The sequence below is a fragment of the Bradyrhizobium sp. C9 genome (assembly GCF_002532045.1).
Lineage (GTDB): Bacteria > Pseudomonadota > Alphaproteobacteria > Rhizobiales > Xanthobacteraceae > Bradyrhizobium.
The window spans coordinates 1-17,793 of sequence record NZ_NWTG01000024.1 but is presented as its reverse complement, the minus strand read 5'-3'; the positions used below and the strand labels follow the sequence as shown (position 1 = coordinate 17,793).

The following is a 17,793-nucleotide window of genomic DNA, read 5'->3' as shown; positions in this document are numbered from 1 at the left end:
ACATGAAGCCCGGATCTGAAAGTCTCGACGCGCTGGTTCGCACGAGAATCGAGAATCTTCGTCCAAAGCTGCTTGATCTGAGCAGGCGCAATCCTCTTATTTCGACCAAACTCGGTCCACGCTCGAACGCTCATCTGAGAACCGTGGACGAGCTTCCGGACGTGCTGTTCTTTGAGCTTTGTAATGGGCAAGAACTGGAACTGGTACCTCTTCCTCCCATCGAAGAGGATCCTCGTGATGAGCAGGTGGACGCGTTCCGGGAAGCACTCATCAACGCGCGGCTAACGGACGACGACTACGTCGCCGCTATGGAAGCCGTCGATCGAGATGGCGACGACTATCTCGACAAGACCCGTGCTGCGGAACGCGCCCTTAAGGACCGAGTGAGACAGCAACTCGGAATGCCTCCGCGAGTGCAAAAGTCCGAGATTAACCTTACCCAGCATGCCAAGAATAACGGCATCCTTCCCTCCTACGATCTGCCTGCGGCCGAAGCCGAGCATGCCGACGGGCGCCATACGGACGATAAGATCCAGACACTATTGCTGCCTCCCGATCTCGAGCGAAAGCTAAACGCAATTATGTCCAAGAGCCGGACCTGGCTACAGGAAACCGGCATGAACGTCCTCCACGTTGCATTCGGGTTTCTGGAATGGTCGGAGGATGATCGGGGTGAAAGTTCATTCGCGCCTCTCGTCCTTCTGCAAGTCGAAATCAAGCGCGTCCGAACGCCGCAGGGCCCAAAGTACTTCATCTCTGGAACGGGGGACGTGCCAGAGTTGAACGCCGTTCTAACCGAGAAGCTGAGCCTCGAATTCTCGATAGAGATGCCCAAATTCGACGGAACGTCGGTTGAGACTTACTTCAAAGAGGTTGGGAGCGTCCTGCCTAAGAAGCGGAAATGGCGTGTCAGACGTCAGGTCGCGATCGGTGTCTTTCCTTCTGCCCGAATGGCAATGTATCACGACCTCGATCCGAAGCAGCCGGACTTTCCGCAAAACGACGTTGTGCAAACACTTCTTGCTGGCTCGGAAGCCGCTGGAGCCTCGCCCTTTGCCGACGAGTATGAAGTAGATAAGCCCGACATCGAGGCCAAGGTACCGTGCCTCGTCATGGACGCTGACTCATCCCAATTTAGCGTTCTGGTCGATATAGCCGACGACAGGAATCTAGCAGTTGAGGGCCCACCAGGTACGGGCAAGTCTCAAACGATTGTAAATGCGATTGCTGGGGCGCTTGCTGCGAACAAAAAGGTTCTATTCGTTGCCGAAAAGCTTGCCGCCTTGAACGTGGTCAAATCGCGGCTCGAGGCAGTCGGCTTGGGCGAATTCCTGTTGCCGCTTCAGGCTGAGAAGTCGACGCGTGAACAGGTGATTGAGTCCATACGGGCTCGACTGGACATGCAGCAGAGCCAAGCAATCCGGGGCTATGACGCTAAAATCGATGAATTCCGGCGTGTTCGTCAAGAATTAGCGGACTACATCGATCTTCTAACAACCGAATTTGGTCAATCCAGACTGACGGTCTACGCCATCCTTGGGAAGAGCATCGCCACCAGTGATCGGCTATCCGGAATTTCGAACGAGATACTCGAGCTTTGTAAGCTTCGGAGCGAAATGCAAACCGCTTCAGGTTTAGCAGGGCTCGTGCAACTGGGGCTACAGATCGAGAAGGCTCATGCCGAGGTACTCGTTTCGGGTCTTGCATGGAAGGACACCCAGCTTGTTAATCCCGACCGCTTTACCGTTGAAGAAGCGTGCGCACTTGCCGCCAAAGCTTCCAATGAAGCCCGGGCACTTTCGATTGCATTGGAGGCTCTCCAGCCTTGGGGCCTTCAGAATCAGATTCGTTCGAACATAGAGGCGCTTCAGGAATTTCTGCCGGCGTGTACCGAGCATTTGCAGCTGCACTCGTCAGAGCTAGTTTGCGAGGTGCTCGCCGAGGGTAAAGCGAGCCTACTATCTTCGTTTCTCAAGGAATGTGAAGGTCTGAGTGCCGCCGAAGTTCGGCTTGTGTCCGAACTTACGGAAGAACCAGGCCTGATAGCCTTACAGAAGATCCGGCGGTTGGAGGAGATCTGCGAACGCGCCTCACTTTCCTCCATCAGCGAAGGCGAGCTTGCCGAGGAGTCGCAGAGTCATCGAGCATCGGCAAACACAGCGCGTGGAATAGCGACGAAGTTGCAGCCGCTCGTCAGTGCTCATGGGGCCGCAAAAAATTGGTCGCTAGATGACATTGGCAGGGCGCACGCTCTATGTCGAGAAGTCGGGCGCGAAGCACTTGCTCTGAGGACTGGAAAGCATTCGCAAGAGGACGCTCACTTTCACCTGCGCCGATTGTGCGAGGAGGGGCAGCAACTACAACGTCTGCGGACGAGTCTTTCGGAGAAGATCTCCCTATCTGCCGACGTTCCGCCTGGAGCACTCGTCGCTTGCGTTTCAGCGTTTCGCAGCGCCGGCACGTTTGCCTTTCTTTCATCCAAGTACCGCGAGGCAAAGCGGCTTTTCAGGTCGATCTCGCGTTCGTCGACGTTCTCGAGAGCAGAGGCAATCCAAAGCCTCGATGAGTTTCTTTCATTCCAGCGCAGATCGGCCGAGTTTAACAGGCAGGCCGATGCGAGTGGCCTGTTTGGGTTGTACTATCGTGGTTTGGACACCCACTTCGAGCCGTTCAGCCGCTTGGTGCGGTTTCTCGAGGGAATCTCAGGGGAGTTTGATGGACCGGAGCACATATCATTGCGTGGGCTTTTGCGCGATGGCCCATTGAGCCAACTCGACCTGTTTCCGGCAATTCCTGCCACAGGTATTTCGATCAGCTTTGCATCCCTGGACGAGCGGATCGCCGCCGCGGAACAAAATGCGATACGGATAGAAGATGCGATAGATGAACTTAGGCCGGTTGCCGGCGTGCTGAGAAATCAGGAGGTCGGGCTTGCCGAAATTCGGGACCTGAGGCTGCGGTTGGAAGCGCTGCACTCGCAGCGCCGCAGCCTCGACGATCACCAACAAGCGCGCGAACTCTTGGGCGAGCGTTTCGCCGGTCACAAGACCCAAAGCGAGCACCTGGGAGAGTTGGGCAAATGGGCGCGGTCGACCGAAAATCACGCCTCTCTACTCCGGAATGTCCTTCTCAAGGGAGACCCGCTGGCGGCTTCTCAAGCTATCAGCGCGGTGCTGGCCTCAGAGGACAAGCTTACGACCACTTTGGCCAAGCTGGCCGAGATTGCGAAGATTGAAGCTGATGCATTTACGCGCGATCGGAGCCTCTCTGAGGCCGCCGAAGCACTAGAACTAGCGTCCTTGGATAGAAGTGGCCTGTTTGCGTTCGCGACCTTCGCGACAGCGCTTACCGATGCCGGCCCGGAAGGAATCATGCCCCTCGTGCAGGAAAGACTGCGGCATGGCTCCTTAGTAGGGTTGGGCTCTCAAGTTGAGGCGCTTGCCATACGCCAGTTGGCCAAAGCCGTGTACGCGCAGCTGGGTCGCAAGCTAAGCCGATATCGAGGTGTGAGGCTGGACGAACTCAGAGCCGCTCTCGTCGAGAAGGATCGAGAAATAATTCAGTTGTCGCGCAAGCAGCTTCGCGCCACGGTGAAGGCAACTGCGCGTCCCCCGATGGGTAATGGGATTGGCAGAAAGTCCACCTGGACGAACCTGTCGCTGATCGAAAATGAGATTAGCAAAAAGCAAAGGTTCATACCTGTTCGCGATTTGACGCAACGTGCCGGAGAGGCGCTGATTGAACTCAAGCCCTGCTGGATGATGTCGCCATTGGCGGTTGCGCAGTACGTGCCAAAGGGCAGCATCCAATTTGACCTTTGCATTATCGACGAGGCCTCTCAAATGCCACCGGAGTCTGCGATCGGCGCTCTTTTGCGCTGTTCGCAGGCCGTGGTTGTTGGCGACACCAATCAGCTTCCACCGAGCAGCTTCTTCAGGACGGTGATTGATGATGAGGAGGCAGACGAGGATGAAGCTGTCTTGAACGAGTCGGTGCTGGAAATGGCCAATGGCTCTTTCCGTCCAGCCCGGCGCCTCCGTTGGCACTACCGCTCGCGCCATTCAGGTCTCATCAAATTCTCGAATCGACTAGTCTACGACGACTCTCTCATCGTGTTCCCATCCCCGACAGAGGCGATCGCGCATATGGGGGTCGAGTTTAGGAACGTGAAGGGCCGCTACAAAGCCGGCACCAATCCGGTTGAAGCGAAGGCGATGATCGACGCGATCGTCGAGTTCATGCAAACGGATCCTGATAGGTCGCTTGGTGTGGTTACCCTGAACCAGAAGCAGCGTGACCTTATAATCGAGGAGTTCGAATACGCGGTCGCGAACAGCCGCTCGGTTCAGAAGTACATGGACACGTGGAGGGAGCGGAACGATGGTCTCGAGGAGTTTTTCATCAAGAATCTAGAAAACGTACAGGGCGATGAGCGCGACGTCATATTCATAGGGACGGTATACGGTGCGGAAGAACCAGGCGCTCGCGTCATGCAGCGTTTTGGTCCCATAAATGGCCTGGCGGGCAAGCGGAGATTGAACGTTCTGTTCACTCGTGCGAAGCAAAAGATCGTGACGTTCTCGTCAATGACTGCTGCAGATATCGAGGCTGAGGAGCATAGCAACCCCGGTGCGCACATGCTCAAGCGCTGGCTGGAGTATTCGGCGAGCGGTGTTCTCGATTCTGGTGAGACGACCGAGCGAGAGCCAGACTCGGACTTTGAGCTATTCGTTATTGAACAGATAAAAGCCATGGGTTGCACCCCCGTGCCGCAGGTAGGAGTGGCCGGCTATTTTGTCGATATTGGCGTCCGTCATCCGGATTGGCCGCACGGGTTTGTTCTCGGGGTAGAGTGTGACGGCGCGAGCTATCATTCGGCTAAGTCAGCCCGCGACCGTGACCGGCTTAGACAGGAGATCCTTGAAGGTTTGGGTTGGAGGCTGCATCGAATCTGGTCGACGGACTGGTTTAACAACCCCCGTCAAGAAGCAGAGAAGCTTCGGAAGGCGATAATCGATCAGCTCGCCGCCTTGAAGCGCCGTGAAAAGGAGTTTCTTAGGACCCCCCAACCCAGCGCCACGCCTCCCGAAATCAGGGTCAAGCCAGAACAACGTGCGCTCGATGTCTTTGGCGAGGGCAAGCCGATTATTGTCCGGCCGTCTGATTCAAAACAGCCGAGCTCGAAGAATGATCGTAGAGTCGAAGTCGGAGACACTGTGAAGTTTCGCTATCTGACTGATGACAAGCGAACGATCAATGTGACCATCAGCAAGGCGCAATCCGATACCTCGCGCGGAATTGTCCACCATCTCACGCCGGTGGCGACGGCTTTGCTCGGTGCGGAAGAAGGCGACGAGGTCGAGGTCCTTGTAGGAAGTTACATCCGGCCGGCCATCATAGAGAGGATCTCAAAGGGTAATCCTGAATCAAATATCTCAGCGGGGCACGGTCTATGAAGCCGATCATCCTCTCGGCAGAGTGGCGTCTGTCGGCCATTGGGCGACTTCTTTCATAACGTCTCATTTGCGAATCGTATTTGCGTAAATTTTCCAAGCCAGCCGACGGTAAGTGAATTGCCTCATGGTGCGGAGACAGAACCTTTGCCGCCCGCTAGGCGCTTGCAGTGATGCAAGTTGGCCGAGCGAGTTACGTTTGAAACTGCGGGCGGCCGTTATGCACCCTTACTCCGCTGCATTAACAACAGGCTTTGCTGCCCCTTTCGCGAAATTGCATTCCGGACAGGCAACCTGCCCATTTGATACGACGCTCTTTCCGCCTTTTGAATGCGGCAGCTTGTGGTCAGCGTGCCAATGGTCCCAACCTACTTTAATCCCATCACATCGCAATTTGAGCTGACAAATACCACCATCACGACGAAAAATGGCGAGCCGCTGCTCATTGGAAAAACCCCTTTGGGGATCCTTCGGCTCGACGTCCGGGACGGCATCAAAGAATCTCTTCTCGAAGAAATCCAGCCGGGCTGCGATGCTCTCCTGGCTATCGGTTGACTGGCTGATCAGTCGGCGATACTCGACCAATTGAATGTCTTTTTGTTCATCGCTCTTGTCTTCATTCTCCTTTCGCTCGGCTTCAAATTTGATGAACCAATCACGGAGCTTAGTTTCGAGCCCCTCGCACACGTAACCGTCGACCAGCACTGAGGCGAGGCAGTAGAGCGTGATGACGTTGTACCTCTCGAGCTCCGGGGTTTTTTCGGGAAACGTCTGGAGCAGAAAGTCGTAAACTCGTCGGACTTTCTTGGCGACCTTGCCGTCTGAGGCGAATTGACTGTGCTCCTCATAGAGATCATTCAGATCCTTATCGCGAACGCTGGTCGGTCCTCCTTCGATCTCCAGGAGGACGGTCTGAGCGGCAATATGATCAAATGCAAAACGCGAGTTCGAAAACCGACAATTCTCGAAGAACGGATGCCGTGCGACGTCTTTAACGAAGTCGCGCATCGCCCCCGTCATCGCGTTGCGCTTCTCCTGCGCCTTCAGAATTGTGCCATTCTGAAGACGCAAGAACATGTCGCGCACTTCATCTTCCTGATCCGCTTGTGCCGCATCGTCTACAACGACGACGTCGACTGGATACGCGTCGAAAATAGTGCGTACGTCAAGCGGGAGATCCTCGTACTTCATACCGGCGACTTTGTATCCGCAGATATCATCCATGTCCTTGGCAAGCGCGAAGTCGCCCTTTCTGAATTCCCAAATGGTCCGAAGTCGTTGTTGGCCGTCGACTACTTCGTATTCTACACCGTCTGCGCGTTTCACAGCGCGCCAGTACATTTTCGGAATGTCGTATTCTCGAAGGATAGTATCGAGAAGCAGCTGCTTCTGTTTGCGGGACCAGGCAGGGGGGCGCTGGTAGTCCGGGGTGGGGTCGATGCGCTTTTCGTAACTGCAGAGAGTTGCAAGCGGAAATGGTCGCTTGTTCATCTTCATCGGCGTTTCCCCCCTGACCAAAGCCTTAGCTATGGCTCGCAACTAGCAATAGCAGAAATGATGTCAGATGCGCAATAATACCCCGAATTTTCAACACGCCGCGCCGCGCGCGAGTGCAGGCGTGCCCGAAGCAATATCATGCCTGAACGACTCGGCTCTAGCGCGCCCGACCTATCTTGAGATCTTGAACCAAAACACCCGGCAAGAGGGTAGCATGCTCGTGCGACCAGATCACTTGGCTCCGCTTCGAGCAGGATTCCCGTCGATCAGTTTCACCGTGCCTTTGGACGCTTCCGCCCACGGTGGCAAGTTATGTCGGAGCAGCATCAATTCCCACCCAACAAGCCATCGCGCAAAGATCCGACTAGCTCACCTTGCCTAAGTTGCTACTGTCTCCTGAATTCAAAACTCAGACCCTAACATCTTAAAGGTCGGCAACTCGCTTTCGGAATTCTGGTGTTTCGTGGCGGCCTTGCCTCACGAATTCCTTGAAAGAGGCGACCTGTTTCACAAACTGACTGATGCTCTCTACTAGAGTCATGCGATCTAAGACGCCGACCGCAATCCCAAGTCGCTTTGCACGGCTTTTCCCGTCAAACACCGGCAACGATGGACTCCGGCTCCAAGCCAGGAATTCCCTTTTTCCAACACCCCGCGTTCCACCACCAACTTTTCCCGTGTGCATAAGGTAGGTCTTTCCAGCAAGCGGGTCTCGCGCGAAGAACCCAGAGACCCGCTGACCATTTTCGTGGATCGCAACATTGATTTCGAGAACGATTGTTTGACTTGTTCGAGTCGGATCAAACGTTCCGAACGCGTTCCAGTATCTTGGAATTCTGGCGTTCGAAAGAATTCTGGTTCCAAACCAGAGCTCGCCGTGACCTTTCGAGAATAGTTCGAGGTCGTCGTTTCCGCCAGGGAACCCCACGTTGCAGACGCCCTGAGAAGGCAACGCACTGGCGATAATGCTTTGGAGCGACTCTTGAACCCGTGTCTTCTCATCATCCGCAACGATTAGCTCGAGCATGAGTCTCCTCCTCAAATCAGGTTTAGCGTTGCTCATGCAGATCGCACTCGTACTTATGAGCGTTGTAAAAGTTGAGCAACTGTTGCGCGATCTCCAACGTGCTACGAATCTGCTCGTCCGTTAGCTCAACCCAATCCTTTGACGGCTTCTGAACCGACACTCGAAACATCGTGGTCGTTCCGCTGGTCACCAAGGATGCTCCTGGAGGCTTCCTTGAAGAGAGCGTAGGCCTGTGACGGGCGCCATTCCAGAACGACAGGTCCAAGAACCCATTCTTCACCTTCCAATCAATGGTGATCCGAGATGGGAGATTACCTTTGAAAATCACCCACCACGAGTTTCGCCCTTTATCGGTCGGTGGCTTCATCTGTAACAGCGGGAATTCGGTTCGAGCGATTTCATAGATCCGCTGCCACATGGTTGTGACTTCTCGCGCGGGAATCACAATGTAGGAGCTCTTAGATTGCTGTACTGCCCGAAGCAGCAGCGCGGCCCGGTGCTTAGCTCGCTCGGTACTCTGGGAGTTAATCGCCTGTGCAACGTCCTCATAGGACACGCGCGCGTCAAAGTGCGCGGCCGCTGAATTACCTTCGGTGTATTTGGCGGGGGCAATTAGGACACAGTATGCCTCTTGTCCGGTGCCTGCTAATTCGGTTGCCCGAGCCCGGTACCGTTCGGGTTGTGTCGGCTGAAATGCAGCGTCGATTTTGTTTTCGATCAGAAGGACGCCACTTTTGCCATCAACGATAAACCGCGCCAACAAATCCGTCTCGCCAGTCCCGTCCACGACGGACAAGGAACACTCGCTGATTTCTAACGTGGCATCGAAGCCCAGAGCACTCGAAAAAACATCGCAGACGACTTCGTTAAATATGAGCTCCTCTTGCAGCAACACATCGATATCTCTCTCGTATAGACGAGGCAGAACCACCTCCACGGTCATGAATTAGTGCTCCCTTAAATTGGTGTAGCAATTGGAAAACTAGGCCCCGGAGAGTGATTGATGATATTCTGAAGTCGGAAACTACGACAAGAGATCTGACGCCCAAGCTAGGCGAACCTGTACGTTCTCGATCGTAGGAGCGGCTCCGACAAGTTCCACGAATCGGTCGAAGTCATCGCGATTTGTGGATTTGCTCTGCGTGATAGTCGGCGAGAACGATTGCACTATCATCCACGCCTTAGAAAGAGATTGCTCTTTCGCTGTAATGGCTACGGCGAGAGTTCGTTGCAACAATTGATATCGAATATTCAAGAGTTGCACAGATTCCAGCCGCAGTGCGCTGGCGTACCTTTGTATTACGGCTGTGCGATGCGGTGGGGAATCTGAATTGTTCTGTTCTTCCTTGAATATCCAGTTCGATACAAGTTCATCAAAAGGTTCGTCGACCTTGGCTTCGACAGCGACGACGGCGTTTGGAATAAACGCCATGATATCTGTCATGGAGAAGCCGCCTCCCCAGACCCTGGTCGGATACTCAAAATGCGCAGCTTCGAGTTGGTCGCTTCCCACCGCTTCGGCTATTGAGCTCGGAAGGAATCCGTTCGCGGCGCACCAGCACTTGGCTGCCTCGGCTATGCTGCGCCCATCGCGATAGTGATACTTCCGATGATCGGGAAGATGGTCGCGAACATCTGTACAAACGGTGATTGGATGATTCTTGCCAGCCCCGTAGAATAGTTTCATGGCTATCGGCCCTCTCGTATCGGTAGGGTAGTTCAACCTTTGGTTAGAGTCGATGCGGCTTTCTTTCGAACAGGCTTGGTCACGTGCAGAACTTACTTCCAAGCCTCGATCGGAGGATCGAGAGCTTCGAAGGCTGGGCGATAGCGCGCCCTTATTTCAGGCCGAGAGCTCGGCGTTGCCGATTTCTCGATGCGATACGACTGTAGCCCTTGCCGGCCGCCGCTGCCTTAGGCGGGGGCGCCCGGTTGAGTCCCGCTTTGCGTGTCCCACCCCTTTCGCACCCGTCAGAAGATCGGTATCTTTGTTGTGCGGACGCCGTGCCCCCAGGGCGCCCGGCGCAAGTCTCGGGGGCTAGATGCAAAAGAACGGCACGGCGATCGTCTTCAGCGCTGGCGACCTGGTGGGGCACCTGAATTGTCGTTACCTCACCCACCTTGACCTCAAGGTCGCCCAGGGCGAACTGGCCAAGCCAAGGCTCCGCACTGACCCGGCCCTTGACGCCCTGGTGGAGCGCGGAAAGCTCCATGAGCAGGGTTTTGTGGACCATCTCGCCAAGCAGGGCGGGACCGCCACAGTCATTGCCGGCGTTGGCATCGATCACGCCTCGGTTGCCCAAACCCGGGAGGCGATGACGCGCGGCGACGCGGTGATCGTTCAGGCGGCGCTACGGAACGGGCATTGGAGCGGGCGCGCCGACGTGCTGTGTCGGGTCGAGACACCAAGCGGTTTGGGAGCCTGGTCATACGAGGTCACAGACACCAAGCTGGCCCGCGAGACGAGGGGCAATACAGTCCTGCAGCTCAGCCTCTACTCGGACCTGTTGGCGAATATGCAGCAGAAGGTCCCGGAGACGGCCCATGTCGTGACGCCCGGGACGGAGTACCTTCCGGAGGCCTACCGTGTGGCCGACTTTGCGGCGTTCTACCGGCGCGTCAGGCGAAGCCTGGAGTCCTTTGCGGCTGCACCCACACATGATGGCCTCTATCCCGACCCGATCGAGCACTGCGAGGTCTGCCGATGGCGCGAGCCGTGTGCTTCGAGGCGGCGCGCTGACGATCACCTGTCGCTTGTCGCGGGGATAGCCAAGACCCAGATCGAGGAGTTGGTCCGGCGAGGTGTGGGCACGATGGCCGCCCTTGCCTCGCTGCCCATCCCACTTCAATGGCGGCCTGATCGTGGCGCTACGCCAAGCTACGAGAGGGTGCGCGAGCAGGCGAGACTTCAGGTCGAGGGTCGGGGAGCGGGCCAGCTGCTTCACGAGGTGCTGCCGCTGGTGGCGGAATTTGGCTTGTTCCGGCTCCCTGAGCCTTCGCCCGGCGATATCTTTTTCGACTTCGAGGGCGATCCTTTTGTGGACGGCGGGGGACTCGAGTTCCTGTTCGGCTATCTTTACGCTGACGACGACGGCACGGACGCCTATGTCGGCGATTGGGTAACGACACGGCAGCACGAACGGGCGGCGTTCGAACGCTTCATCGATTTCGTCACGGACCGGCTGGCCAAGCACCCCGGCTTGCACATCTATCACTTCGCGCCCTATGAGCCGGCCGCGTTGAAGCGGTTGATGGGGCGGTACGCCACCCGGGAGGACGAGGTCGACAACTTGCTCCGGTCGGGCGTGTTCGTGGACTTGTACGCCATTGTCCGGCAGAGCATCCGCGCCAGCGTCGAAAGTTATTCGATCAAGAAGCTGGAGCCGCTCTATCGGTTTGACCGCTCCGTCCCGCTGATCGATGTCGGCGGTGCCATGGCCCGGGTTCAGGCCAGCCTCGAATTGGCCTACGCCGATGGAATCGATCCGGGCGATCAGGCCGCCGTTATCGGATACAACCGCGACGACTGTGCCTCGACGCGGGCTCTGCGGGACTGGCTTGAGGAGGTGCGGGGCGGCTTTATCGCGCAGGGGAAAACGATCGATCGACCGCAGCCGAAGGCCGCCGAGATTGGCGAGGATCTCAGTGCCTGGAAACGCCGGGTCGCCGGACTTGTGGCGCGGTTGACCAGCGACGTTCCAGACGACGTGGCCGAACGCAGTGCAGAGCAGCAGGCGCGCTGGTTGTTGGCCCACCTGATCGACTTCTTCGGCCGCGAGAACAAGGCGGTCTGGTGGGAGTATTTCCGGCTAAGCGATCTGTCGGCCGAGGATCTTTTACATGAACGCGCGGGGCTGGGAGGGCTAACCTTTCTCAGCAATGTTGGTGGAACCGCGAAGGCGCCAATTCATCGCTACCGGTTCACGGCTCAGGAGACCGATGTTCGTGCCGATGACGATTTGAGAAGCGTTGGCGGAGACAAGTTTGGCAGCGTCGTTGCAATTTCGGATGACGACAGAATTATCGACATTAAGAAGCGCCAGGACACGGCAAGTTTTCACCCCGAAGCCGTATTCGCGCACAAGTTCGTGGGCAATCAGATTCTCGCAGAATCGATCTTTCGAATCGGCGAGCATGTGGCGGATCGAGGAATCCTCGGGCCTGGCACCTATCGTGCTGCTCGCGATTTGCTGTTGAAAGTCGCTCCACGTCTCCGAGAACAGGTGTTAGAGCAAGCTGGCGAGCCGCCGTTGGCAGCAGCAATGCGCGCCGCGCTCTCGCTTGATCAGAGCGTGTTCCCGGTGCAGGGGCCGCCAGGGGCTGGTAAGACTCATGCGGGTGCACGCATGATCTGCGCGCTTGTGCGCGACAATCGGACGGTTGGCGTCACAGCCAACAGCCATAAAGTCATTCGACATTTGCTTGACAAATCGCGGGAGGCGGCCGCCGAGCAACGACTTCCAATCCAGTGTATTCAAAAGGTCAAGGATGATCCGACCTCACTGCCGGGTCTTCAGCAGACGACCGAAAATCCGGATTTCATCGACGGGCTCAGCAACGATTGCCAGGTTGGCGGCGCTACCAGCTGGTTTTGGGCACGTCCCGACGCGTCAGGCATTGTGGATGTTCTGTTCGTCGATGAGGCGGCGCAGATGTCATTGGCAAATGTGCTGGCTGTGTCGCAAGCGGCGGAAAGTATCGTGCTTCTGGGCGACCCAAGGCAGCTTGAGCAGCCGATCCAGGGAAGTCACCCGGATGGCGTTGCGGTATCGGCGCTTGATCACGTCCTGGGCGAACATGCAACGATCGAAGCCGACCACGGGCTCTTCCTTGAGGAAACCTGGCGCCTTCATCCGGATATCTGCTCCTTTACGTCCGAACTCTTCTACGAGAGCCGACTTCGCTCGCGCGTGGGACTGGAGCGACAGGAAATCAGGTCATCGAGCCGCGTGAACGGGGCCGGTCTTCGCTATCTTGCCGTACAGCACGATGGCAACCAGAATTCCTCTCCTGAAGAGGCAGAGGAGATCAAGAGGCTCGTCGATGAAATCCTCAGCAGCAAGGCAAGCTGGGTCGACAGTACCGGGAAGGAAGCCGCCATCAGGCTGGAGGACATCCTGATCATCGCTCCCTACAACGCCCAGGTCTTCGAACTTCAGGAGCGATTGCCGGGTGGGCGCATCGGTACCGTCGACAAGTTTCAGGGACAGGAGGCACCGATCGCGATTTATTCGATGACCACCTCGTCGCATTCCGACGCCCCGCGGGGAATGGAGTTTCTTTACAGCGCAAACCGCTTGAACGTGGCGACTTCGCGCGCGAAGTGCCTGTGCATTTTGGTCGCTTGCCCGCGGTTGTTTGAGGTCGAGTGCCGAACGCCCCGCCAGATGCTCTTGGCCAATGCCTTTTGTCGATACCTGGAATTGGCGCTTCCGCTGTAAACTGCCCAGCGGCCGAGCAGATCGGTCACTGGCCGAGTTCTTCCATAACATCGGATACGCGAAACGCGAGCTCGTGTTCCGGTGTAAGGCCGCTATCATGCCGCGGCTGACGTCCCCGGCGCGCGCGGGAACCTCGCGAACGAAGTGACCAACGGAGCGCACTTAATCACGTCAGCTTTTGGCCCCGTTGCGGACGTCGGGCCGCTTCGATCGATGTCGTTTTTTGACCCAAAACCGACATGCGGTGGTCACCCATCGCCGCCCCGTCAACACCTCACGCTGATGTGTCCAGAAAAGCCCTGTACCTCAATTGAATTACGTCCGTAATGTGATATTACGATCGTAATTGCACTCCAGTCGATGTTTGACGGCGTCGAATGCTGCAAACAGCTCTTTGCGAGGACTTCATGAACGACACCACCGCCACTCTAAGCCATCGCGCGCCGCAAGAAGTCGTGGATCTCCCCTCGCTGGGGCTCGCAGCCGCTGCAGCCGCCATTCGTAAGGGCGAGATCACGTCGGAGGCCTACACTTCGGCACTTCTGCTTCGCGCCCGAACGCTTGCCGAACTAAACACCTTCATCACAATCGATGAGGCCGTCGTGTTGACGGCTGCGAGAGACGCAGACAAAGCACGTGCGGCCGGATCGACAGTTCCGCTACTGGGCGTGCCGCTCGGGGTGAAAGATAGTTATTTGACAAAAGGACTACCGACGAGCCTCGGGCTCGATAGCCTCGCTCACTTCGTACCGCACAGGGATGCCGACGCTGTCCGTGCCATCAAGGATGCGGGCGCGTTCGTTTTCGGCAAAAATAACCTAGTCGAGATGTCCTATGGCTTGACCGGTCACAACGCACGTTACGGCCAGGTCAAGAACCCGCACGCACGAGGTCGCGTGTCGGGCGGCTCCTCGAGCGGCTCCGCCGCATCGGTAGCCGCCGGCCTCGTTCCCGCCTCCCTGGGCGGTGACACCGTTGGCTCGATCCGGGTACCCGCATCGTTCTGTGGCGTCGTGGGGTTCAAGCCAACCACCGGACGGTGGCCGCGCAACGGCGTTGCTCCGATCTCTCACACGCTCGACACCACGGGCGCATTCGCTCGAAGCGTCGAGGACTGCGTATTGCTGGATCACGTTGTGACTGGCGAACAGGCTGCGGAAATTTCCGGCCATGATCTAAAGGGAGTCCGACTCGCCTTCGCGCCTCGGCAGTTCCTGGAACTTGTGGATTCGGAAGTCGAAACCCGCTTCCTCGAAGTGGTTCGACGGCTGCAGGATGCTGGCGCCGAAATCGTCGAGGTCGACCTTGGCAATGATTTCAACGTCCTCGTCCAAACCGCGACATGGGGCATCTTCGCCCATGAAACGATGGGCGCGATTTCGGAGTTCCTTCGCCGCCACGACATTCCTACTACGTTCGAGGCCATTTACGATGGGCTCAAGCCCCAACTTCGGCAGGCGTGGGGACACATCGTGCTACCGGGCGGCGCAGGCGCCACCTCCGTAGAGGCCTATCAGTCGGCGCTCAACGTGAGCCGGCCTGAAATCCAGCGCCGCCTCGACACGGCGTTCGTCGCTCGTGGGGCGCAGGCCATTCTGCAACCGACCACGCCGTGCACGGCGCCTTTGATCGAAGAGCAGGCGACCGTCCACATCGCGGGGCAGGACGTCAGCTACCTCGCTTTGGCGAACCACACCGTGTCTGCGAGCAGCGTGGGGATGCCGGGAATCAGTCTTCCTGTCGGCTCGTCCCGCGCTGACCTGCCGATTGGCCTTGAGCTTGACGCCCCGCTCGGGAGCGACCGGACGCTCTTGGTCCTTGCCCGCAGGGTCGAAGGTATCCTGGGCTACAAGTCGACTGCGATCTAACGCGACCAGGCTGCGGGCAGTTTGTGGAGTTGAGCGAAGATGCGATTCGAGAAGGGTCACAAGGCGGCGACACGACGGCACATCGTTGATGTGGCATCGAAGTGCATGCGCCGGGACGGCATCTCTGCGGCCGGCATTGCGGGGATTATGGGCGAGGCCGGCCTGACCAAAGGGGCCTTTTCTCCGCACTTCGAGTCCAAGGACGAGCTTGTTCGCGAGGCGCTGGCGAGCGCGCTGGGGGGCCAGCAGCATTGCCTTGAAGATCAGCTCAAGGGCCTCGACCTTGAAGGCGCGATCCGTAAATACCTCAACCGCGCCCACCTCAAAGACCGGGCAGACGGGTGTCCCTCAGCGGCCTTACTACCGGAAATCGCCCGCCAGCCCCTGTCTACCAGGCAAGATTACGAGAAAGCGTTGCGAAGGTACGTTGCGACTTTGGCCGCGCTGCTTCCGGGTGCAGATTCCAAGGCGAACCACCGCCGTGCGACGGCGATCTTCGGGCTCATGGTCGGCACCCTGCAGTTCGCGCGGGCCGTGCCCGACGCGAGAGAGGCGCAGCAGATCCTGGATGGCGGCGTTGAAGCCGCGATGCACTTGGCGCGAGCCCTATCAGCCTAGTTCAGCAAGGACGGGAAGTCTCAAGATCGGACATGCCTGCGTGCTGAAATTGCCGATGTCCGCCGCTGGCTCTTAGCTGACGTGTCCGCCGGAGTGCTGGACATCCGCTTTTGACCCCTCAACGGATTCGCTTGAGCGCGTGGGTCAGGCACCACCCTACGCGCTTCAAAGCGGTTTTAGTGGACCGATCCCTCGGAATAAAATCTCAAAGCCTTCCCGTTAACCTACGGATCATCCGGTGCTGCAGCGCAACCGTGTAGATGATCTTCGCTTATCTGGACAGTTGAACCCACCGTCGGTACACTTTTGGCTTTGGGGGAGGACGATGGACGGTGCAGATCAGTCCGCAAATGCCCCGGAATTGAGCACGGACACATCCATCTCAGTCGTTGATCGCGCGCGCCACTATTTCAAGAAGTTCGGAACGATCATTGCATCAATTGCTGCGATCGGCGCCATCGCCGGAGGGCTCTCAGGCTATTGGCGCGCGTGGGAGGTCCTATACAGTCACACACGCGGCGACACCACCAAATCGGCACAGTCACCGTCGTTGATTGTCACCAAAGGGCCCGCAGTAGCGGTACTGCCCTTCACGAACCCCGTTAAAGCGGCGTCCCTAGATCCGTTCGCTGACATCATGACGCAACAGGTTGCGTCTTCGCTTGGGAAGTTCAGTACACTTCGTGTCGTCCCCCGCGCACTGTCCGCAAACATCTCGAAAGACGGAAATTCAGTCGAGGCAGCACTGAAAGCCGGGATCGATTATCTTGTGACCGGAGAGGTTCGCCCGTCAGGCGACGGCGCCCGTGCCAACATTCAGATTGCGGATTTGAAAACCGGCTCGGAGCTATGGTCGAGGTCTTTCGAGGCGAGCGCCCAGGGGGTGCAAACGGAGACCGATGCCTACGAAATCGGAGATGTTGCCGCCGCTCAGATTGGGGGCTATCCCGGGCCGATCATGAGCGCAGATTTCGCGAACCTGCAACACAAGGCTGTCGCTGAGTTCAGCCCCTATGAATGTATCGTCTACGCGCTAACAGCGGGCGCGACCGGCTCGTCGGCGGTGGTTCTCAAGGGCTTGGAATGCTCGAAACAACTGACGGATCAGCAGCCGAACAATGCGCTTGCACTAGCGGCACGTTCGGTCGGTCTTTTTGTGCAGAGGTTTCTCGGGGTTGGCTTGCCGACGGACCAAGTGAACCACGCTGACATGCGGCTTTATTTGAACGAGGAGATTGTGCGTACCGCCGCGCGCGCGGTGGAGCTTGCGCCAGATGACGCATACGTCCGAAGGGCCTACGCCCTTGCAATTAGTACCAAGTGCCAGCTCGATCTCTACAGACAAGAGGCTCGGAAAGCTATCGCGCTCAATCCGAACGATGCTCGTTCGCTTGGAGTCCTTGGTAACCAGCTTGCGTTTATGGGGGATTGGGATGAAGGCGCAGCAATGGCTGAAAAGGGCATTCGACTAGCGGGCCCAAGTGCTTCGTTTGCGTGGTGGTATGCGCCGGCCAAACGCCATTGGTGGAGAGGCGAATACGAACAATCGGTCAAGGATTTTCGGCACGGCTACCTTGAGGGATTTTGGCTTAGTCATCTCGATCAGGCGTATGCCCTGCCGTTTCTCGGTCGGATCGACGAAGCTAAAGCGGAAGTAGCAAAGCTACTAAAGCTTAGGCCGGACTTTTCGATCCGCGAGGCGGACAGTTTCTACCGCATGTATTGTTTCTCGCCCGAATACATCGAGAAGATGAACGGTGCCCTGCGGCAGGCTGGGTTGCCTGAATGAGCATGCTTATCCGGATATCTTTTGTCTGCGCGACTACTTCCGCTGTTGGCCGATTTTGTTGCAAAAGTCGGTTGCTCGCGATGGATCGTTCGGTCATGTC

General features: G+C 57.3%; 9 protein-coding genes. 5 read left to right on the top strand and 4 right to left on the bottom strand.

Annotated elements, in window-relative coordinates; genetic code table 11:
• The first annotated feature begins 2 nt into the window (after nucleotides 1-2).
• Nucleotides 3-5,456 (top strand): PDDEXK-like endonuclease domain-containing protein, encoded by a 5,454-nt coding sequence (locus tag CO675_RS32140; protein WP_097675784.1) that lies wholly within the window; start codon nucleotides 3-5, stop codon nucleotides 5,454-5,456.
• Nucleotides 5,457-5,681: 225 nt separating this feature from the next.
• Here CO675_RS32140 and CO675_RS32135 read toward each other — a convergent pair whose 3' ends face one another.
• The 4 genes from CO675_RS32135 to CO675_RS32120 form a co-directional block, all read right to left on the bottom strand.
• Nucleotides 5,682-6,950, bottom strand: coding sequence for an HNH endonuclease family protein (locus tag CO675_RS32135; RefSeq protein WP_143279181.1), 1,269 nt, complete (start codon nucleotides 6,948-6,950; stop codon nucleotides 5,682-5,684).
• 424 nt (nucleotides 6,951-7,374) lie between these two features.
• The gene (locus tag CO675_RS32130; protein WP_097675782.1) at nucleotides 7,375-7,977 is read right to left on the bottom strand and encodes a hypothetical protein; all 603 of its coding nucleotides are present in this window, start codon (nucleotides 7,975-7,977) and stop codon (nucleotides 7,375-7,377) included.
• 22 nt (nucleotides 7,978-7,999) lie between these two features.
• Complete coding sequence (locus tag CO675_RS32125) at nucleotides 8,000-8,920, bottom strand: PDDEXK-like family protein (protein WP_097675781.1); 921 nt, start codon at nucleotides 8,918-8,920, stop codon at nucleotides 8,000-8,002.
• 81 nt (nucleotides 8,921-9,001) lie between these two features.
• Entirely contained in the window at nucleotides 9,002-9,664 is a 663-nt protein-coding gene (locus CO675_RS32120) for a DUF6946 family protein (RefSeq protein WP_143279180.1), read from the bottom strand.
• A 355-nt stretch (nucleotides 9,665-10,019) separates the two neighbouring features.
• Between CO675_RS32120 and CO675_RS32115 the strand changes: the two genes are divergently transcribed.
• The 4 genes from CO675_RS32115 (at nucleotide 10,020) to CO675_RS32100 (ending at nucleotide 17,693) form a co-directional block, all read left to right on the top strand.
• The gene (locus tag CO675_RS32115; RefSeq protein WP_097675779.1) at nucleotides 10,020-13,418 is read left to right on the top strand and encodes a TM0106 family RecB-like putative nuclease; all 3,399 of its coding nucleotides are present in this window, start codon (nucleotides 10,020-10,022) and stop codon (nucleotides 13,416-13,418) included.
• Nucleotides 13,419-13,825: 407 nt separating this feature from the next.
• Complete coding sequence (locus CO675_RS32110) at nucleotides 13,826-15,286, top strand: amidase family protein (protein WP_097675846.1); 1,461 nt, start codon at nucleotides 13,826-13,828, stop codon at nucleotides 15,284-15,286.
• 39 nt (nucleotides 15,287-15,325) lie between these two features.
• A complete protein-coding gene (locus CO675_RS32105; RefSeq protein WP_097675778.1) occupies nucleotides 15,326-15,904 on the top strand; it encodes a TetR/AcrR family transcriptional regulator in 579 nt (192 codons plus the stop codon).
• 325 nt (nucleotides 15,905-16,229) lie between these two features.
• Nucleotides 16,230-17,693: a tetratricopeptide repeat protein gene (locus tag CO675_RS32100; protein WP_097675777.1), complete on the top strand. Its 1,464-nt coding sequence runs from the start codon at nucleotides 16,230-16,232 to the stop codon at nucleotides 17,691-17,693.
• Nucleotides 17,694-17,793: the final 100 nt, after the last annotated feature.

Coding starts and splice junctions, on each gene's coding strand:
- CO675_RS32140 (WP_097675784.1), top strand. CDS start 3: ATGAAGCCCGGATCTGAAAGTCTCGACGCGCTGGTTCGCACGAGAATC.
- CO675_RS32135 (WP_143279181.1), bottom strand. CDS start 6,950: ATGAAGATGAACAAGCGACCATTTCCGCTTGCAACTCTCTGCAGTTAC.
- CO675_RS32130 (WP_097675782.1), bottom strand. CDS start 7,977: ATGCTCGAGCTAATCGTTGCGGATGATGAGAAGACACGGGTTCAAGAG.
- CO675_RS32125 (WP_097675781.1), bottom strand. CDS start 8,920: ATGACCGTGGAGGTGGTTCTGCCTCGTCTATACGAGAGAGATATCGAT.
- CO675_RS32120 (WP_143279180.1), bottom strand. CDS start 9,664: ATGAAACTATTCTACGGGGCTGGCAAGAATCATCCAATCACCGTTTGT.
- CO675_RS32115 (WP_097675779.1), top strand. CDS start 10,020: ATGCAAAAGAACGGCACGGCGATCGTCTTCAGCGCTGGCGACCTGGTG.
- CO675_RS32110 (WP_097675846.1), top strand. CDS start 13,826: ATGAACGACACCACCGCCACTCTAAGCCATCGCGCGCCGCAAGAAGTC.
- CO675_RS32105 (WP_097675778.1), top strand. CDS start 15,326: ATGCGATTCGAGAAGGGTCACAAGGCGGCGACACGACGGCACATCGTT.
- CO675_RS32100 (WP_097675777.1), top strand. CDS start 16,230: ATGGACGGTGCAGATCAGTCCGCAAATGCCCCGGAATTGAGCACGGAC.